General features: G+C 64.1%; 18 protein-coding genes. 10 read left to right on the top strand and 8 right to left on the bottom strand.

Going from position 1 to position 17831, the window contains the following annotated elements:
* Window positions 1–249 precede the first annotated feature (249 nt).
* Window positions 250–1443 (bottom strand): glutamine-hydrolyzing carbamoyl-phosphate synthase small subunit, encoded by a 1194-nt coding sequence (carA, locus tag P6U25_RS30130; RefSeq protein ID WP_407148383.1) that lies wholly within the window; start codon window positions 1441–1443, stop codon window positions 250–252.
* 159 nt (window positions 1444–1602) lie between these two features.
* Here carA and P6U25_RS30125 point away from each other — a divergent pair, with 159 nt between their 5' ends.
* Entirely contained in the window at window positions 1603–2304 is a 702-nt protein-coding gene (locus P6U25_RS30125; RefSeq protein WP_407148382.1) for an alpha/beta fold hydrolase, read from the top strand.
* Window positions 2305–2362: 58 nt separating this feature from the next.
* Window positions 2363–2818, top strand: coding sequence for a GatB/YqeY domain-containing protein (locus P6U25_RS30120; RefSeq protein ID WP_407148381.1), 456 nt, complete (start codon window positions 2363–2365; stop codon window positions 2816–2818).
* A 199-nt stretch (window positions 2819–3017) separates the two neighbouring features.
* Here the strand turns inward: P6U25_RS30120 and P6U25_RS30115 are convergent, their stop codons facing one another.
* The 4 genes from P6U25_RS30115 to P6U25_RS30100 are packed head-to-tail and all read right to left on the bottom strand — an operon-like array spanning window position 3018 to window position 4822.
* The gene (locus P6U25_RS30115; RefSeq protein WP_407152654.1) at window positions 3018–3533 is read right to left on the bottom strand and encodes an SRPBCC family protein; all 516 of its coding nucleotides are present in this window, start codon (window positions 3531–3533) and stop codon (window positions 3018–3020) included.
* 32 nt (window positions 3534–3565) lie between these two features.
* A complete protein-coding gene (locus tag P6U25_RS30110) occupies window positions 3566–4033 on the bottom strand; it encodes an SRPBCC family protein (RefSeq protein WP_407148380.1) in 468 nt (155 codons plus the stop codon).
* Window positions 4030–4515 carry an SRPBCC family protein gene (locus P6U25_RS30105; protein ID WP_407148379.1) on the bottom strand — a complete coding sequence of 162 codons (486 nt, stop codon included), beginning with the start codon at window positions 4513–4515 and terminating at the stop codon, window positions 4030–4032. The genes P6U25_RS30110 and P6U25_RS30105 overlap by 4 nt, the downstream gene beginning before the upstream one ends.
* The gene (locus P6U25_RS30100) at window positions 4508–4822 is read right to left on the bottom strand and encodes an ArsR/SmtB family transcription factor (RefSeq protein WP_407148378.1); all 315 of its coding nucleotides are present in this window, start codon (window positions 4820–4822) and stop codon (window positions 4508–4510) included. The genes P6U25_RS30105 and P6U25_RS30100 overlap by 8 nt, the downstream gene beginning before the upstream one ends.
* A gap of 119 nt (window positions 4823–4941) precedes the next feature.
* Between P6U25_RS30100 and P6U25_RS30095 the strand changes: the two genes are divergently transcribed.
* From P6U25_RS30095 to P6U25_RS30085, 3 genes are all read left to right on the top strand, one after another.
* Window positions 4942–6387, top strand: coding sequence for an LVIVD repeat-containing protein (locus P6U25_RS30095; RefSeq protein ID WP_407148377.1), 1446 nt, complete (start codon window positions 4942–4944; stop codon window positions 6385–6387).
* Window positions 6388–6394: 7 nt separating this feature from the next.
* The gene (locus P6U25_RS30090) at window positions 6395–6937 is read left to right on the top strand and encodes a hypothetical protein (RefSeq protein ID WP_407148376.1); all 543 of its coding nucleotides are present in this window, start codon (window positions 6395–6397) and stop codon (window positions 6935–6937) included.
* A gap of 204 nt (window positions 6938–7141) precedes the next feature.
* A complete protein-coding gene (locus P6U25_RS30085) occupies window positions 7142–7759 on the top strand; it encodes a LysE family translocator (RefSeq protein ID WP_407148375.1) in 618 nt (205 codons plus the stop codon).
* Window positions 7760–7937: 178 nt separating this feature from the next.
* Here the strand turns inward: P6U25_RS30085 and P6U25_RS30080 are convergent, their stop codons facing one another.
* Complete coding sequence (locus P6U25_RS30080; RefSeq protein WP_407148374.1) at window positions 7938–8657, bottom strand: GntR family transcriptional regulator; 720 nt, start codon at window positions 8655–8657, stop codon at window positions 7938–7940.
* 139 nt (window positions 8658–8796) lie between these two features.
* Between P6U25_RS30080 and P6U25_RS30075 the strand changes: the two genes are divergently transcribed.
* The 4 genes from P6U25_RS30075 to P6U25_RS30060 all read left to right on the top strand — a co-directional run bounded on the left by P6U25_RS30075 (window position 8797) and on the right by P6U25_RS30060 (window position 14679).
* Window positions 8797–10437 carry a sugar ABC transporter ATP-binding protein gene (locus tag P6U25_RS30075; RefSeq protein WP_407148373.1) on the top strand — a complete coding sequence of 547 codons (1641 nt, stop codon included), beginning with the start codon at window positions 8797–8799 and terminating at the stop codon, window positions 10435–10437.
* Window positions 10434–11768: an ABC transporter permease gene (locus P6U25_RS30070; protein ID WP_407148372.1), complete on the top strand. Its 1335-nt coding sequence runs from the start codon at window positions 10434–10436 to the stop codon at window positions 11766–11768. The genes P6U25_RS30075 and P6U25_RS30070 overlap by 4 nt, the downstream gene beginning before the upstream one ends.
* Window positions 11755–12729 (top strand): substrate-binding domain-containing protein, encoded by a 975-nt coding sequence (locus tag P6U25_RS30065; RefSeq protein ID WP_407148371.1) that lies wholly within the window; start codon window positions 11755–11757, stop codon window positions 12727–12729. The genes P6U25_RS30070 and P6U25_RS30065 overlap by 14 nt, the downstream gene beginning before the upstream one ends.
* Before the next feature lie 228 nt (window positions 12730–12957).
* A complete protein-coding gene (locus P6U25_RS30060; protein ID WP_407148370.1) occupies window positions 12958–14679 on the top strand; it encodes a metallophosphoesterase family protein in 1722 nt (573 codons plus the stop codon).
* A gap of 4 nt (window positions 14680–14683) precedes the next feature.
* On the opposite strand, the gene P6U25_RS30055 is transcribed toward P6U25_RS30060, so the two are convergent.
* Window positions 14684–15718, bottom strand: coding sequence for an AI-2E family transporter (locus P6U25_RS30055; protein ID WP_407148369.1), 1035 nt, complete (start codon window positions 15716–15718; stop codon window positions 14684–14686).
* 241 nt (window positions 15719–15959) lie between these two features.
* Here P6U25_RS30055 and P6U25_RS30050 point away from each other — a divergent pair, with 241 nt between their 5' ends.
* Window positions 15960–16553: a DUF1349 domain-containing protein gene (locus tag P6U25_RS30050; RefSeq protein ID WP_407148368.1), complete on the top strand. Its 594-nt coding sequence runs from the start codon at window positions 15960–15962 to the stop codon at window positions 16551–16553.
* Between the two features lie 39 nt (window positions 16554–16592).
* On the opposite strand, the gene P6U25_RS30045 is transcribed toward P6U25_RS30050, so the two are convergent.
* A complete protein-coding gene (locus P6U25_RS30045; protein ID WP_407148367.1) occupies window positions 16593–17801 on the bottom strand; it encodes an OpgC domain-containing protein in 1209 nt (402 codons plus the stop codon).
* Window positions 17802–17831 lie beyond the last annotated feature (30 nt).

The following is a 17831-nucleotide window of genomic DNA, read 5'->3' as shown; positions in this document are numbered from 1 at the left end:
CTGGGTTCCGGTCTGGCGTCTTGCGGTGCCCAGCAATACACGTATAGGTTGTGAAATACGATCGACTTTGTTTGCGCCGACCTGCAATGTGATGTCAGAACCTGGTGTCACCTGGTCACGCGCTGGCTGGCGCGGCACCGACGGTGCATGAAAGCCGCGCGAAAAGAGTCGCGCCCGGACAAGGTCCGGGCACGATTCGCTTTTGGATGGATCGTCAGGGCATCCCGATGAAGCGGATGCCAGGCGTGCTCAGGCGGCGCGCTTGTTCTGTCGCATCAGGTCGGCGAAGCGCAGGAACAGGTAGTGCGAGTCGCGCGGGCCGGGGGAGGCCTCGGGGTGGTATTGCACCGAGAACACCGGCTTGCCCTCCAGCGCGATGCCGCAGTTGGAGCCGTCGAACAGCGAGACATGGGTTTGCGTCGCGCCAGCGGGCAGCGTGGCCTGGTCCACCGCAAAGCCATGGTTCATCGAGGTGATCTCGACCTTGCCGGTGGTCTCATCCTTGACCGGATGGTTGGCGCCATGATGGCCCTGGTGCATCTTGATGGTCTTGGCGCCGACGGCCAGACCGAGCATCTGGTGGCCGAGGCAGATCCCGAACGTCGGCGTGCCCGACTCGATCACCTTCCGGATCACGGGCACGGCGTATTTGCCGGTGGCGGCCGGATCGCCGGGGCCGTTCGACAGGAACACGCCGTCCGGCTGCATCGCCAGGATATCTTCGGCCGGGGTCGTCGCCGGCACCACCGTCACCTTGCAGCCGACGCCCGCGAGCAACCGCAGGATGTTGCGCTTGATGCCGTAGTCGATCGCGACCACGTTGAATTCGGGCGCGGTTTGCCGGCCAAATCCCTTGCCCCACACCCAGGGCGTTTCATCCCAGGTGAAACGCTGGCCGGAGGTGACCATCGGCACCAGGTCCATGCCTTCGAGGCCGGGCCATTCGCGCGCCTCTTCCTTCAGGGCGTGCAGGTCGAACGCGCCGGTCTTCGAGTGCGCGATCACGGCATTCGGCATCCCCTTGGAGCGGATCAGCGCGGTTAGTGCGCGGGTATCGATGCCGGACAGGCCGATGATGCCGCGCGCCTTCAACCATTGGTCGAGATGACGGGTGGCGCGGTAGTTTGAGGGATCGGTGATCGCCGTGCGCAGGATCACGCCGCGCGCGCCCGGCGTCGCGGCCATGTTCACCGTCTCGATGTCGTCCTCGTTGGTGCCGACATTGCCGATATGCGGGAAGGTGAAGGTGATGATCTGCCCGGCATAGGACGGATCGGTCAGGATCTCCTCATAGCCGGTCATCGCCGTGTTGAAGCAGACCTCGCCGACGGCGTGGCCTTCCGCGCCGAGGCCAAAGCCTTCCAGCACGGTGCCATCGGCAAGCACAAGGAGCGCGGTCGGTTTGTGGTCCGGCCAGGCGGGAGCGTTTTGGGATGTTGTCATGAGCCCCTTAAATAGACGCCGCACCTTGCGCCGTCAAAGCGAAAGGGCGCGGATTCACACCGCGTTGCCGGCCGAATTGACAGGCCAGAACGGCCTTTTAATCTAAAGTTCCCCCCGCAGGCCGTTTGCTTGCCGAAAATAACCCGGTTCGGAGCCCCCATGGACAATACGATGCCGATCCTGCTCGTCCCCGGGCTCGTCTCGTCGCCCCGGATCTTCGCGCCGGTGATCCCGGCGCTCTGGCGGCTCGGACCGGTCACGGTCGCCAACCACATCCGCGACGACAATATGGGTGCGATCGCCCGCCGGATCCTCGCCGAGGCGCCGCCGCGCTTTGCCCTCGCCGGGCACTCGATGGGCGGCTACATCGCCTTCGAGATCATGCGCCAGGCACCGGAGCGTGTCGCAAGGCTGGCGCTGATCAACACCCAGGCGAGGCCCGACACGCCGGAGGCGAGCGCGCGCCGTCGCGGCATGATGGAGCGCGCCAGGAGCGGGCACTATCCAGCGGTGCTGGACGAGCTGTTTCCCGGCTTCGTCCATCCGTCGCGGCGCGACGATGCAAGCCTGCGCCAGCTCGTCCGCGACATGGGCGAGGACGTCGGCGTCGACGCATTCCTTCGCCAGCAGATGGCGGTGATCAGCCGGCCCGACTCGCGACCGACGCTTGCCTGGATCAAGTGCCCGACGCTGGTGCTTTCGGGTGACGAGGACAACACCATCCCGAATGCGCTGTCGTCGGAAATGGCAGCCGGCATTCCCGGCGCGAAGCTCGTGATCCTGGAAAATTGCGGACACCTGCCGCAGCCCGAGCAGCCGCAGGCTTGCGCGAACGCGCTGGTCGAATGGCTGCGGAACTAGGTTGTCCTATCGTTGCAAACTTCCTACATGAAGGAATTGCCACTTCAAGGACACCAAGATGCTGCGTGACGACATCAACAATGCGGTCAAGGAGGCGATGAAGGCGAAGGACGAGTGCAAGCTCTCCACGTTGCGCATGGTCAATTCGACCATCAAGAACGCCGATATCGACGCGCGTGGGCAGGGCAAGCCGCCACTTTCCGACACTGAGCTGCTGAGCCTGCTGCAGAAGATGATCAAGCAGCGCCAGGAATCGGTCGAGCTTTATGACAAGGGTGGCCGCGCCGAGCTCGCCGCCCAAGAGCGCGCGGAGATCGCCGTGATCTCCGCCTATCTGCCGAAGCAGATGTCCGAGGACGAGGTGAAGGCCGCGATCTCAGCCATCATCGCCGAGACCGGCGCCGCCGGGGTCAAAGACATGGGCAAGGTGATTGGCGCCCTGAAGGCGAAATACGCCGGCCAGATGGATTTCGCCAAGGCCAGCGGACTCGTGAAGGCCGCGCTCGCGTCCTGATGCCGTAGCCGGAGGAGCCAACGGCTCGCGCGACTGCGCGCCCGCCCGATGACAGGCTCCGTGTGGCCCGGGACCTACAGGCTGCAGTTGCAATGCGACGCTGGGGGCCGTAGCGAAACTCCACACGCAAAGCTGTGGTTATGGGTCCCTGCTTTCGCAGCGACGACGGCAGAGCACAGGACAACTGCGTCGCAAGACCTCACGTTGGCATCGAGATCCCCAGCTCCTTCAGCGCCGCCAGCATGCGCTGCGGCGGCTGCATCGGGATCACCATGGCCTGACCGGTCTCCAACAGGCTCTTCAGGCTGGAGAGGATCGCCGGCCAGCCGGCGCGGCCGCCGGAGAGGATGTCGTCGCTGATCGGACGGTCGTGCGACTGCAGCAGCGTCAGCTTCACGCCGTCGCCGGCGGGCTCGATCTCGTAGGTGACGAGCGTCGGCCCGAGCTTCTCGATCAACTGCGGCCAGTTGACGTTGAAGGTGACGGTCAGCCGCCGCAACGGATCGCATTCGACCACCTCGCCGGAGATGTGCAGCGCGCCGTCCGGCGTGCGGACGATGTAGGCGCCGCCAACTTTCAGGTCGACTTCGACCGCATGGCCGGAAAAGTATTTCCGGCTGAACTCGGCCTGGGTCAGCGCCTGCCACAGCTTCTCCGGCGTGGACGCGATGTAGATCGTATAGACGATCGCTGGCTTGAACTTGTCGATGTTCATGTCGGAGCGCACCCTTCGATAGATCTTCATTGTCATGCGAAGCCTTCGATCCCGAGCGCCCGCGGCGGAATTGGCGACACCTTGCCGGTTTCGAGCAGGCTCTTGAGCCCGGACAGGATCGCGGGCCAGCCCTTGGAGATGCCGTCGAAGAGCTTGCTGCCGGCGCCGAAGCCCTCATGCGTCACGGTCAGCTTGACGACATTGTCGAACGGTTCGAGCGTGAAGACGACCTTGGTCGCCGGCTCCTTACGCATCTCCTCGTCGAGCTCATGCTTGAACGTGTAGGCGAGGCGCCGCGGCCGGTCGGCCACCAGAATCTCGCCGGTGTCGGTGGTCTTGCCGTCCATCACCAGCGCCAGCGGCGAGCCGACCTTCCAGTCGGACTTGAGCTCGGTGCCGAACCAGTATTGCTGTGTGAACTCGTTCCTGGTCAACGCGTCCCACAGCTTCTCCGGCGTGGTCTCGATATAGGTGACGTAGACGAATTTGGGGCGGCTCATCGCGTGGCTCCCACGGTCTTCCCGGCCAGCACGGGTGTGTCCTCATACCAGGGCGCGTACAGCACCCTGCCGCATTCGACGAAGCTCTTCAGGCTGGACAGCACCAGCGGCCAGCCGAGGCTGACCTTCTCAAGCACCGGGCTGCCGGGTTCGAAGCCGTCATGGATCATGGTGAGGCGCACCTGGTCGCGCTGGCGTTCGATGTCGAAGGTGACGCGCGAGGCTCGTCCGCCGTCCGATCCGTCATGGGCGCGGAACGAGTAGGCGAGGCGGCGCGGCGGATCATATTCCAGCACCTCGCCGGTGACGTCGTTCTCGTGACGCGCGAGCCGCAGCGCGAAGGGCGCGCCGATCTCCCAGTCCGACTGCACGGAATTGCCGTGCCAGTACTGCTCCGACATGTTCGGGTCCGTCAGTGCCTCGAATATCCGCTCCGGGGTTGACGCGATATAGATCGTGTAGACAAATTCCGGCTTACTCATCACGCTTCTCCAATTGCCGTTTTAATTCGCTGAGCGCTGTGAGCTTCCCGCGCTCGAATTTGCTGATCCACCGTTCGCCGATCTGATGGATCGGAACCGGGTTGAGGTAGTGCAGCTTCTCCCGGCCGTGCTTGATCGTGCTGACCAGGTTGGCCTCTTCCAGAATCACAAGGTGCTTCGTCACGGCCTGACGCGTCATGTCGAGGCCGTCGCAGAGTTCATTGAGGGTTTGTCCGTTTCGGGCATGAAGCCGGTCCAGCAGCGTTCGCCGTGAGGCGTCCGCTAGCGCTTTGAAGACTTCATCCATGGGCCGAATAATAGGCAACCAAATGGTTGCATGTCAAGAGCGTGTGTTTGGACCGTTGGTCGCGCGTGTTATCGTGGCGTCAGCCAACGCAGATTGGTTTTGAACAAGGGGTGGTGCGCATGGGTGGTCGCGTTACTGCGGTTTGCTGCACGGTCTTATGGGTTTCGCTCGCGTGCAACGCATGGGCCCAGGAACAGAAGATCGGCGCGCCGCCTGAAGCCTCCAACATGAAGCTGGTCGGATACAACGACCTGCAGGCGCGCAGCGCCTATCAGCCGACCATCCATCATCAGGGTGAGCGTTGGATTGCCTATATCGGCCATCACGGCGGCACCGACGACGTCCCCGATCCCGTCAATCCGATGACCGGCAAGGCCGAGCCGAACGGCACCTCGATCGTCGACGTCACCGATCCCGTGCACCCGAAATATCTGCGGCACATTCCAGGGCAGGAAGGCAAATATGAATCCGGCGGCGCGCAGATGGTGCGGGTCTGCGACGGCAAGGATCTGCCGAAGGGCGATCGCAACGCGGTTTACATGCTGCGCACCTTCGGCAGCGAAGCGCATGAGATCTGGAACGTGGCCGATCCCGCCAATCCCGTCTTGATCACGCGGATCGGCGAAAGGCTGAAGGACACGCACAAGAGCTGGTGGGAATGCGACACCGGCATCGCTTACCTGGTCTCGGGCGCGCCGGACTGGCGCACGCGGCGCATGACGCAGGTCTACGATCTCTCCGATCCCGCGCATCCTGTGAAGATCAGGGATTTCGGCCTGCCCGGGCAGCAGCCCGGAGCGACCGGCGCGGTACCGACTGAGCTGCACGGGCCGATCTCGACCGGTCCAAAGGGCAACCGGGTCTATTTCGGCTACGGCACCAACAAGGGTGGCTTCCTGCAGATCGTCAATCGCGACAAGCTGTTGAGCGGTCCGAAGGCGCCGACGCCGGAGAATCTGACATTCCCGGAGATCGCGCGGATGCCGCTGTCGGCACTGAACGGCGCGCATACGACGTTCCCGATGCCGGGCATGCCGATCGCGGAATTCGCGCACGACAAGGACGGCCAGACCCGTGACATCGTGATGATCGTCGACGAGGCGATCCAGAACGAATGCGGCGAGGCGCGGCAGATGGTGTGGTTCGCCGACGTCACCACCGAGGCGCGGCCGATGGTGATCTCGAGCTACACGGTGCCGGAGCAAAGCGGATCGTTCTGCGAGCGCGGCGGCCGGTTCGGCTCGCATTCGTCGAACGAGAGCATGGCGCCGGTCTACTACAAGAAGATGGCGTTCATCGCCTTCTTCAACGCCGGCGTCCGCGCGCTCGACATCCGCGATCCCTATCATCCGAAGGAGGTCGGTTACTTCATTCCCTCGATCACGCCGGCGACCGACAAGCGCTGCGTCACCATCGACGGCAAGCCGCGCTGCAAGGTGGCGATCCAGACCAACAATGTCGAGACCGACGATCGCGGCTACATCTATGCGGTCGACCGCGCCAACACCGGTCTGCACATTCTCGAACTGACCGGCCCGGCGCGTGCCGTCGCCGGACTGCCATGAGCGCATCGTGACGCGTCCGTGGCCCGCGATCGCAGCGATGTTTCTGGGGCTCGGCGGTGTCTCGGCCGTCACGGGCTATGAGATGGCGCCGCCGCGAGCGGGCGAGTGGCAGGAGATCGCCTGGCCGTTCCCGCGCGACGGCTGGCCCGCCGGCCGCGCCTTCCGTTGTCACGCGGTCGATTGCGGCGGCGCTATCCAGGTCTATGTCCGGCCCAAGCTCGGCTTCTGCAACTGTGACAGCGGCGTTGCCGATGACGACGAGGTCGACCGCGTCGCCGATATCGACATGATCAGCCCGCGCTTCACGCCGCTCAAGACGGGCGACGAGGTCCGCGTCGCCGAGCTCCGAGGGCGGATCAGGGCATATGAGATCGATATGCCCGGCGGCGAGCGCGCCGCGATCGGCATCGCCGTGTCGCACCGCTGCGATTTGCTGGTCGCGGCCGCGCAGGGCGAAGGCGATGCGGCGCAGGTGCAGCGCGCGGTGCTGGCGTTCCTGGCGATGCCAAAGATCAAGACTTGGATGGCCGCAACGATGGAAGGCCGCTGAGGCCGTCTCCCTCGCGCGAAGATGGTGTCGTCACCCGCGAAAGCGGGTGACCCAGTATTCCAGACGCATCGATGCCTTACCGAGAAGCCGCGACGTACTGGACACCCCTTCGCCGTCGCGGGGTATGACAGACATGAGCAGGAACCGCTTCCTCTTCCTCAGAGTACGTGCATAAATTGCGTGTCACTTCCAGTGAGCCCCAGCATGTCCCTGCAAGCCTATCTCGCCTTCGTCGCCGCCTGCATTGCGCTGGCGCTGTTGCCTGGCCCGATCGTCACGATGGTGATCGCCAATGGTCTGCGCTACGGCACCCGTGCTGCGCTCACCAACGTGCTGGGCGCGCAGGTCGGGCTCGCGATCGTGATCGGCACCGTCGCGGTCGGCCTGACCTCGCTGATGGCGACCATGGGCTACTGGTTCGACTGGGTGCGCTTCGCCGGCGCCGCTTATCTGGTCTGGCTCGGCATCAAGCTGATCCGCGCGCCGGTCGAAGGCATCAGCACCGACGAGACGCCACCGCCACCGCGCGGCGGCTTCTTCCTGCAGGGCTTCCTTGTGCTGCTGTCGAACCCGAAGGTGCTGGTGTTCTTCGGCGCCTTCATTCCGCAGTTCATGGACATGAGCAAACCCCACATCCCGCAGGTGGCCTTGCTCGGCGTCACCTTCATGGTAACAGCGGTTGTGACCGACGGCGCTTACGCGTTGCTCGCCGGCCGCGCCCGCAAATTCTTCTCCAAGGAGCGGACGCGGCTGATGTCCCGCATCTCCGGCGGCTTCATGATCGGCGGCGGCATCTGGCTGGCGCTGACCCGGGCACGCTAGAGCGCGATGTGATTGGGTCGAATCGACACGCAGCGCCTTCTGCCACCTCTCCCAAGGGAGAGGTGACCTCCGACGTTGTTTGCAGGTCAACCTGACCGTGCTTTAGACCCAGCCATCGGTTTCGCCCTGTTGCTGCGCGCGGTCGGGCGGCTGAATCGACGAGCGCCGTGACGCCGCGTCACTCGTCAAAGAAGCCGGGATGTCTTGCGACGAAGGAATGCAGCTCACGCGCGACGCGGTCGAGATGATTCGCCATCTCGCTCTTTGCCTGATCCGCCTTGTGCGCGGCGATCGCACGAAAGATCGCTTCGTGCTCCTGAAAGGTGCCCTGCGGTCGTCCCGGCTCCGGCAACAGCGTTCGACGGACCCGCTCGAGATGCGTGCGGATCGGATCGAGCACCTCGCCGATGCGCGCAAGATTCAGGTTCTCGGTCATCTGGTGGTGAAACCTGGTGTCGAGCTCGTGAAACCCTTCAAGGTCTCCGCTTGAGATGGCGGCCTCCTGGTAGGCGAGATTCTGACCGAGCGCGGCGATCGCTTGGTCCGACATGTTGACGGCGCAGACACCGACGACCTCGATCTCCAGGGCACGGCGCATCAACATCCACTGCCGGACATCCTCGAGATGGATCCTCGCGACATAAGAGCCGCGCTGCGGCTCGACCACCACAAGTCCCTCAAAAGCGAGCCGGTTGATCGCAGTCGTGATCGAGAGCCTGGACACATCGAACGTGGCGCACCACTCGTTCTTGTCGATCGGGGTGTCCGGTGCGAGCGCGCCTGAGACGATGGCCTGCTTGAGCGCCGAATAGGCCTGGTCGACCTTCGACCCGCCAGCCCGCCGCCCTCGCGCGGCGGACGTTGCTCCGCTGAACCTGCCGACTGAACGGGAATCCATGCCGTGGTCCTGATTCTCACATGTCCGGTGGACAACAGACTTGACGATCAGCAACTGATATAACTAGCATATCAGTAACAAGCAACGATCACCTGCGGCGCGATCCCCAAGATCGCGCACGCCGGGGAGGAAGAGCCTGATGGAAAGACGCCTCGGCGCCCTCGGAGCGGACGACGAGTGGAGTGCACGCCGCGCGTCTCGCGGGGTTGCATCTGGCAGCCGGGTTGCCGCGTCCGCCGGGCAAACCATTCTTGCTGCGCAGGGGGTCTCGAAGTCCTTTGCGGGCGTCAGGGCGCTCAACAACGTCGACTTTGATCTACGCCGCGGCGAAGTGCATGCATTGATGGGCGAGAACGGTGCCGGCAAGAGCACGTTCATGAAGATTCTCGCCGGGGTGCAGGCGAGCGACGACGGCCTCATCGAGGTCGAGGGGCGCGCGGTATCGTTCAGCGGCGTGCGCGACGCCGAGGAGGCCGGCGTCGCGATTATCCATCAGGAACTCAATCTCGTTTCCGAGTTGAGCGTGGCCGACAATATCTTCCTCGGTCGCGAGCCGCGCATCGCCGGAATGTTCGTCGATCGCCGGCGAATAATCGCGGCGGCCGAGCGGATCCTGCGGCGCCTCGACGTCAAGATCGCTCCCGAGAGCCGGGTCGCCGGACTGCGTGTCGGTGAGCAGCAATTGGTGGAGATCGCCAAGGCGCTATCGCTGAACGCCCGCATCCTCATCATGGACGAGCCGACATCGGCGCTGTCGTCGTCGGAATGCAAGACATTATTCAAGATCGTGCGCCAGCTCACGAGCGAGGGCGTCGCGATCATCTACACCTCGCACCGGATAGAGGAGGTGCTCGGTCTCGCCGATCGCGTGACCGTCTTGCGGGACGGAAAGCGGGTGGTGACGGCGCAGATCAACGAGTTGTCGCATGGCGCGATCATCTCGGCGATGGTGGGTCGCGAGATCGCCGCAAACGATCGAGGCGCATCTGCATCGGACGGCGCGGTCGTGCTCTCGGTGCGGGATTTGACCCTCGATACGCTCGGCCCGCGCGGCTGGCGGCGGATGCTGCACGGCGTCAACTTCGAGCTCAGGCGCGGCGAGATCCTCGGTATCGGCGGCCTGCTTGGCTCCGGCCGGACCGAGATCCTGGAGTCGATCTTCGGGGTTGCGCGCGGCTGGCGCGGCGGCGAGATCGCGATCGATGGCGGGGCCGTCGATATCGGATCGCCGGCAGACGCCTATCGCCTCGGTCTCGCGCTTGTCAGCGAGGATCGCAAGGAGCGCGGCCTGCATCTCTCCGCCTCGATCTGCGATAACATCGCGCTGCCCTCGATCGGCGCCATGTCGCGGTTCAGCCTGCGCACATTCGCCGGGGAACGTACGCTGGCCGCCGACATGGTGCGCCGGCTTTCGATCCGCTGCACGGGCATCAGCCAGAGCGCCGCCACGCTCTCCGGCGGCAATCAGCAGAAGGTGGTGATCGGAAAATGGCTGGCGACCGAGCCGCGCATCCTGCTGCTCGACGAGCCGACCCGCGGCATCGATGTCGGCGCCAAGCAGGAGATCTATCAGTTGATCTTCGACCTCGGCAGGCAAGGTCTCGGCATCATCGTGGTGACCTCGGAGTTGCCCGAGCTGCTGCTGCTGTCCGATCGGATACTGGTCATGTGCGAAGGACGGCAGACCGGGGTGCTGCGGCGCGAAGATGCGACGCAAGAAGCCGTGATGCGACTTGCGGCGCCGGGCATGGCTGCGCAGCCCCAGGGAGTACCGTCATGACCGCGCTTCGGCTCTTGTCGCGAACCAAGCTCTATTGGGGCTTGCTGATCATCTGCGTGATCGGCGCGCTCACCTCGCCGCATACGTCCTCGGGCCACAACATCTTCCTGTCCTACGCCAATCTCACCGACGTCCTGCGCCAGGTCTCGATCACGGGGCTGGTCGCGACCGGCATGACGATGGTCATCCTGCTGGGCGGCATCGATTTGTCGGTCGGCTCGGTAATGGGCTTTTCGACGGTCATCTGCGCGATGTTGTTGACCAAGCCGGGCTGGACCGCGGCATCGGCGCTGGGAGTGCCGGCTGCGACGATTGTCGGGGGTGCGGCCGTGGCGCTTGCCGCGCGCTTCATCCTCGTCGGCCTTGCGCGCAGCCACGATGTCGGCGCCGGACGGCGCCGCGACGTCGCGCTGTCACCGTGGCGGAGCATGGGCATTCCCGGGCTGCTCGGTCTCATCGCCGCGATCGCGGTCGCATGGTGGACGGCGAACCAGGTGGCAACCAAATTCGGCGTCCTTGGCGTTCTGCTGGTCGCGCCGAGCCTTGCGCTGTTGCTCGGCGGCATCAACGGGCTTCTCATCGTCTCCGGGCGCCTGCAGCCGTTCATCGTCACGCTGGCGATGATGGTGAGTGCGCTTGGTATCGCCCGGCTCACCGCCGGACAGGACAATGCCGTGGTGCCGGTCTATACCGGCACCAACGCGACCGAGGCATTCGAGCTTCTGCGCTCGATGCTGTGGGGTGTCTTGCCGGTGCCGAGCGTGTTCTTTCTGGCGGCGATCGTGCTGTTCGGCGCGATCCTGCGGTTCACCACCTTTGGCCGCTATACCTACGCGATCGGTGGCAATGTCGAGGCTGCCAAGCTTTCGGGCATCAAAGTCGCCCAGGTCCAGCTTACCGCTTATCTGCTCTCCGGTCTGCTGGCCGGCATCGCCGGGGTGCTGTTCGTCGCTCAGTACCGGCAGGGGAAGCCTGACGCCGGCACCGGGCTCGAGCTCGACGCAATCGCCGCGGTCGTCATCGGCGGCACGAGCCTGATGGGCGGTCGAGGCGGGCTCGCCGGGACGTTCGTCGGCGTCCTGATCTTCGGCCTGCTTTCAGACATCCTGCAGCTCCAGAACATCGATTCCAACGTCCAGTTGCTGATGAAGGGGCTGATCATCGTCTGCACGGTCCTGGTGCAGGAGCAGAATCTCGGCCAGCTCTTCGCGCGGTGGCGATTCAGCCGATCGGCGGAGGTAAAGGCCGAGCCGAAAACAGCCGAGCCCGATCGGCCGTCAAGCGCCGCAAAGGCGCAATTTGCAAGGGAGGATCTCGATGAAGCGTCGTGAATTCTTGAAATTGTCAACCACGATCGCAGGCGCTGCGATGACCGTCTACATGCCGGCGAACTGGACCCCCGCCAAGGCGGCCGGCAAGTGGAAGGTCGGCTTCAGCCAATGCACCACGCTCGAGCCATGGCGCGTCCAATTCAACAAGGACATCCAGGCCGAGGCGAAGAAGCAGCCGGACGTCGACCTCGTGATCACCGACGGCCAGGACAAGACCGAGAAGCAGGTCGCCGATTGCGAGAACCTGATCGTGCAGCAGGTCAACGTCCTGTTGATTTCTCCAAAGGAGTCCGCCGGGCTGACCGGCGTGGTCGAGAAGGCGATCGACGCCAAGATCCCCGTGATCGTGCTGGATCGCAACGTCGATACCAAGCGGATCACCCAATTCATCGGCGGCGACAATGTCGCGATCGGCCGTGCCGCCGGCGAATACGCCGTGAAGCTGCTCGGTGGTCCCGGCAAGGCAGCCGGCAATGTTGTCGAGATCTGGGGCGGCATGGGCACCCAGCCGGCGCATGACCGGCACGATGGCTTCCACGCCTTCACCGACAAGGAGCCCGCGATCAAGAACCTGCTCAACAACCAGTCGGGCGACTGGAAGCAGGACAAGGCCTACAACATCATGACGACGGCGCTGCGCAACCACGAGAAGATCGATCTGGTCTACGGTCACAACGATCCGATGGCCTATGGCGCCTATCTCGCCGCCAAGGATGCCGGCCGCGACAAGGACATCAAGTTCATCATCGGCATTGACGGCCTGCCGGACGAAGGCGTCACCTGGGTCAGCAAGGGCCAGCTCTCGGCGACATTCCTCTATGCAACGCCGGGAGCCGAAGGGCTGCGGCAGGCGGTCAAGCTCCTGAAGGGCGAGAAGCTGCAGCCGGTCATCACCTTGCCCACGATGTTGATCACTAAGGACAATGCATCCGACATCCTGAAGAAGAACGGATTGCTTTGACCTTGCAGGCCGCCTTGCTGCGATCATGAAGCGTCAGAGTCTGGTTCGGGCGATCGAGCCAGACTTTGAAGCCATGCGCGCGCTGGAGCCGATGGCACGGGCGCGCTTGAGGGCAGGATTGTCCAGTCCTCACCGGAACGTTTGACAGACGGCGTAGGAGCGCATCAAGCTGCGCGCTCGGGTCGCGACGGGGGCGAGGTCACCGTTCGAGGAAGCGAGGAGGACAGCGTGCTGCTCGATCCGCGCCGCGGTGATATCGAGGATGATGCCGCCAGTCCCGGACAGCGCTCGCTGCTCAAGATCGCCGGCAGCCTGCTGGTCGAGATCAGCCTTCCGAAGCTGGTGGTCGCCTGGGCGTTCCTGCTCCTGCTGCCGAGCATCTTGCTCGGTCTTGCGCCGCTGGTCGCCTCGGCCTGGTTCGCGAGCCTTTCCGCACACGCTCGCGCGCTCACCGAATTAGGTGCTGCCCTGACGCTGGTCGCGATCGCAGGCTTGGGTTGGATCGGCTGGCGACCGCTGCTTCGTATCGCCGAGACGAACTTCTGGTCGCTCAACGCGCTCGCCGTTCAGCCGAGCTATGGCTTCGCGCGCGAGGCTCTGCGCCATCTTGTGGAACGCGCATGGCGCGGCAAGGTCACGCCTGACTTCCGCGCGCAACTCCGCCGCGCCTGCTCGCTCGGGGCCGGCGTCGTGCTGTCGGCTGGCGCGGCATTGATCGCCATTCTGGTGTGGCCCGCGTCACGATGGGCCGCCAACCTGCACGAACTGGCGCTGCTGCACCATCTGGTGGTGCCGATGCTCGCCAACGCGGTCGTGCTGGTGTCCTGTTATCTTGCGGTCGCTTCGCTGGCCTGGAGCATGGCTGATGCGAGCATGGACCAGCCGGTCGATCTCGCCGCTTTCGACGCCGTGCCACCGCGAGCCAGCGTTTGGCGCGTTGCCCATCTGTCCGATCTCCACACGGTCGGTGAGCGATACGGCTTTCGGATCGAGAGCGGGCGGGCCGGACCGCGGGGCAATCAACGCCTCGCGAATGTGCTGGCGCGCCTTGCCGCGATCCACGCCAGCAATCCGATCGATCACGTGCTGATCACCGGCGACATGACCGATGCCGGACGCCCCAGCGAATGGGCCGAACTTCTTGATGCATTGTCCCGTCATCCCGAACTTGCCGCACGGACGATCATGCTTCCGGGGAACCATGACCTGAATATTGTCGATCGCGCCAATCCGGCCCGTCTCGACCTGCCGTTCAGCCTGGGGAAGCGGCTGCGGCAGCTTCGCACCCTCTCAGCCATTGCGGCGATACAAGGCGACCGCGTGCGCATTGTCGAGAGTTCGGGCAAACTGTCCACCACGCTGCTCCAGGCCCTGACGCCACACCGTGAGCGGATCACCGGGGTTGCGGAATCAGGCGGATTATTCCGTGCGGCCTCGCTCCGGCAGGTGTTCGACGACCAATTCCCGATGATCCTGCCGCCGGATCGCGATGACGGACTCGGAATCGCCATCCTCGACTCCAACGCCGAAACCCACTTCTCCTTCACCAATGCGCTCGGCCTGGTCTCCGACGCGCAAATGCGGCGTCTGGACACCGCAATCCGCCAGTATCCGCAGGCGTGCTGGATCATCGCGCTTCACCATCACCTCATCGAGTATCCCATGCCGGTGAAGGCATTCTCCGAGCGCGTCGGAACGGCACTGATCAATGGTAGCTGGTTCGTCCGTCGATTGCAGGCGTTTGCCGACCGCTCGATCGTGATGCACGGTCACCGCCATGTCGACTGGATCGGTGCATGCGGCGCGCTGAGGATCGTCTCGGCTCCGTCGCCCGTGATGGGCGCCGGCGACGATGTCACGACGCATTTCTACATCCACCAAATGGCGAAAGGTCCGGATGGAAGGCTTTGTCTGGCCGAGCCCGAGCGGGTGGAGATAACAGGAAGCTAGCGCCTCACGGCTTTTCCGCCGCACTCTTTGACGATCCGCCGAACAGATCGGAGATCCAGAAGGTGGAGGGATGCTGGGCGCAGAAGGTGAGCATGGCAAGCGTGATCGGCACGCCGATGAAGGTCCCGAACAGGCCCCACAGGAATGTCCAGAAGAAAATCGCAAACAGCACCAGGAATGGCGAGATCGACAGCATGGAGCCGGCGACGCGTGGCTCGACATAGCTGCCGATCGCGAATTGGATGATGTTGAGACAGACGAAGACGCCGAGCACGGCTTGCCAGTGCTCGAACTGCGTCATCGCCAACAGGGTGGGGAACAGCGTCGCGATAAACGGGCCGATGAAGGGGACATAGTTGAGCACGAAAGCGATCACACCCCATTCAAATGCGAACGGCAGTCCCGTCACCGCGGCAAAGCTGCCCACGAGCAGGCCCGTGGCGGCGCTCATCTGCGTCCGCACCAGCAGGTATCTGCGGAGCTTGGCCGCGGTCGCCCTGCTGCCCTCGATCAGCACGCGCGCGGCGATGCGGTTCTTCAAGCGTTCGACTCGAGCTGTGATGTCTTCGATCTCGAGAAGTCCCAGCACGACATAGACGAGCACGACCAGCCAGAAACTCAGCGTGGTGTTGAGACGACCCGTGACGTACTGCGTGGCACGAAAGAACCAGCCAACGTTGAAATGCTCGGCCCAAAGGCCCGCGACGGAGACGCCATGATCGTCCAGCCATGCCACGGCGGCAGCGTAAAGAGCTTGGTATCGCGTCGCATCCGCGATCATATAGTGTCCGACGCGGCCAAATCCCCACGCGGCCAGTGAGGCAAAGGCGAGGCAGACCGCAACCGTCAGGAGAACGGTGATCGCGAGCCCGACGAGTCTCGGTAACCAGGATTGCAGCCATTTCTGGATCGGCCAGACGATCGACATGATGAAGAGGGCGGCCGCCAGCGGCGCGAATACGCTTCTCGCCTGGCCCAGCGCGGCGATGACCAGTATCGCCGCGATGATACCGGTCGCGATATTGAGTCCCGGGCTCATCTTTGAGTTGTCCAATATCCCTGCACACGGAGAGTGTCAGCTCCCAAGCGCTGCGACAAGATAGAAATGGCCGGCAAGGCCGCGAACCCATCGGGACGTCGGATGCGCCGAAGGACGCGGGAGTGTTGCCGCGATTTGACGAGCGCAATTGATTCAAAAAGAGACGCCGTTGCAGGCCGCGAGATCGCCGTTTTGAGAGCGGATGCTTGGGTGGCAGCGTGACACGACAACCGAGGTTGAAATGAATGGTCCGATCTTCCGAAGAAGCGACGGCGTGTGGCTGAACGAGCCGCAACGATGGTCCGCGGAGGGTGACAGCCTCGCGGTCGTCACCGACAAGGCCACCGATTTCTGGCGCGAGACGCATTATGGCTTCAACCGGGACAGCGGACACTTCCTGGGTTTCCGAACCGGTGAGGCCTTCACCGCCGAGTTGCGTGTCCGGGGAGATTTTCAGGCGCTCTACGATCAGGCCGGCATCATGGTGCGGATCGATGCGCAGCATTGGGTCAAGGCCGGAATCGAGTTCTCGGACGGCAGCGCCATGCTTGGCAGCGTTCTGACCGACGGCCGATCGGATTGGGCCACGGCGCACTACGGGCACGATGCGAGCGACTTCCGGGTGCGTGCGACCGTCGAAAACGGCGTCCTGCGCTTGCAGGCGTCCGCCGACGGCAAGCGCTGGCCGCTGATGCGGCTGGCGCCGTTCCCAAAAGCGAACTCCTACCTTGTCGGCCCGATGGCTTGCACGCCCGAGCGGGCCGGCCTGAAGGTCGTGTTCTCGGCGTTTCGCCTGAGCCCGCCGCTTGGCAAGGATCTGCACGATCTCGGTTGAGGGCAGCCGTCTCCGAGGCCCGCTGCGGGCGCACCGGACTTACTGCCGCGGAGCCGGCAAGCTGGCCGAGATCGCAGTGGCGGGCCCGGCTGGCTGCATAAAGCGCGGCTGTCGCGTGGGCTTGATCGTGATCGAGTTCAGCAGCGTCGCAGCCGCGATCATCAGTAGAATGCCGCCGACGCTGAGCGCGATCTGCATGGCAACTCCGTCCGAGATCTCGAGCAGCGCCAGGTGGCTGCCGCAGGCCAATAGCACGCCGAGGCAATAGATCGGCAGTGAGTTCTGGCCACAGCGGATCATGCTGCGCAGCGCCGGCGTCCGCAGCGCCGGCCAATCCGGCGGGACCAGCCGCACCGCCACGACCGCGATCGCCAGAAAATGCAGCAGCCGTAACGGATCAAGGTTCGATTTGTCCACCGAGTGAAGCAGCTTCGCCGACGCCGCCGGGACCACGGCTTCCAGCGGCTTGATGTGCCAGCTCAAGGCAATGACGAGGCTGACCAGCAGATACAGCACGGCAACGACCAGCACCGTGCGCGACGTGATCCATGATTGGGCAGGCTTGCCCGCGATCATCCACCACGCGCCGAGCACCACCAGGAGCTGCCAGGCCATCGGATTGAAGGCCCAATGGCTGCTCGGCCATGCCGGCACCATCCAGCCGAACACCTGCACCAGCACATAAAGTGCGAAGGAGGCGCCCAGTGTCGTGTTCGGCCAGCGCAGCAACAGCCACAACAGCGGCGCAAACAACAGATGGAGCAGCACGAAGATCGGCAATACGTCGGCGTTGACGGGGCGGTATTGCAGGATCACCGCATGCGCGAGCGTCGCGCCCGGATCTTCCAGCAGAACGCGCGTGTTGCTCTCGTCAGCAAGGTCGTCGCCACCCGCGAGATAGATCATGATGGCGTAAGCGAGCGTGAGCAGCAGGAACGCCGCATAGATATCCCATCCGCGCCGCAGCGAGCGGCTGATCACGCCGTTCCAGCCTTCGTGGCGGCACGCCCTGCCGTAGGCCAGCGCGCAGGTTACGCCCGACATGAACATGAAGACTTCCGCGGCATCGCTGAAGCCGTAGTTCTTGAGCGTCAGCCAGCTTCCGATGTTGTTGGGCACGTGATCGAGAAAGATGCACCACAGCGCAATGCCGCGGCAGGCATCGATACGCAGATCGCGGCCGGATCCGGAGAGATCCGGCGCAAGCTCGCCGGCCAACGGCTTCGAGATGTGCATGCGACTGTGCATTTGGTTGCCCCGAGCGGCGTCCACCACATT

The sequence above is a fragment of the Bradyrhizobium sp. ORS 86 genome, from assembly GCF_045571475.1.
Classification (GTDB): Bacteria; Pseudomonadota; Alphaproteobacteria; order Rhizobiales; family Xanthobacteraceae; genus Bradyrhizobium.
Note: the sequence above shows the minus strand (reverse complement) of the source record. Positions and strands in the feature narration are given on the sequence as shown.

Coding starts and splice junctions, on each gene's coding strand:
- carA (WP_407148383.1), bottom strand. CDS start 1,443: ATGACAACATCCCAAAACGCTCCCGCCTGGCCGGACCACAAACCGACC.
- P6U25_RS30125 (WP_407148382.1), top strand. CDS start 1,603: ATGGACAATACGATGCCGATCCTGCTCGTCCCCGGGCTCGTCTCGTCG.
- P6U25_RS30120 (WP_407148381.1), top strand. CDS start 2,363: ATGCTGCGTGACGACATCAACAATGCGGTCAAGGAGGCGATGAAGGCG.
- P6U25_RS30115 (WP_407152654.1), bottom strand. CDS start 3,533: ATGAACATCGACAAGTTCAAGCCAGCGATCGTCTATACGATCTACATC.
- P6U25_RS30110 (WP_407148380.1), bottom strand. CDS start 4,033: ATGAGCCGCCCCAAATTCGTCTACGTCACCTATATCGAGACCACGCCG.
- P6U25_RS30105 (WP_407148379.1), bottom strand. CDS start 4,515: ATGAGTAAGCCGGAATTTGTCTACACGATCTATATCGCGTCAACCCCG.
- P6U25_RS30100 (WP_407148378.1), bottom strand. CDS start 4,822: ATGGATGAAGTCTTCAAAGCGCTAGCGGACGCCTCACGGCGAACGCTG.
- P6U25_RS30095 (WP_407148377.1), top strand. CDS start 4,942: ATGGGTGGTCGCGTTACTGCGGTTTGCTGCACGGTCTTATGGGTTTCG.
- P6U25_RS30085 (WP_407148375.1), top strand. CDS start 7,142: ATGTCCCTGCAAGCCTATCTCGCCTTCGTCGCCGCCTGCATTGCGCTG.
- P6U25_RS30080 (WP_407148374.1), bottom strand. CDS start 8,657: ATGGATTCCCGTTCAGTCGGCAGGTTCAGCGGAGCAACGTCCGCCGCG.
- P6U25_RS30075 (WP_407148373.1), top strand. CDS start 8,797: ATGGAAAGACGCCTCGGCGCCCTCGGAGCGGACGACGAGTGGAGTGCA.
- P6U25_RS30070 (WP_407148372.1), top strand. CDS start 10,434: ATGACCGCGCTTCGGCTCTTGTCGCGAACCAAGCTCTATTGGGGCTTG.
- P6U25_RS30065 (WP_407148371.1), top strand. CDS start 11,755: ATGAAGCGTCGTGAATTCTTGAAATTGTCAACCACGATCGCAGGCGCT.
- P6U25_RS30055 (WP_407148369.1), bottom strand. CDS start 15,718: ATGAGCCCGGGACTCAATATCGCGACCGGTATCATCGCGGCGATACTG.
- P6U25_RS30050 (WP_407148368.1), top strand. CDS start 15,960: ATGAATGGTCCGATCTTCCGAAGAAGCGACGGCGTGTGGCTGAACGAG.
- P6U25_RS30045 (WP_407148367.1), bottom strand. CDS start 17,801: ATGCACAGTCGCATGCACATCTCGAAGCCGTTGGCCGGCGAGCTTGCG.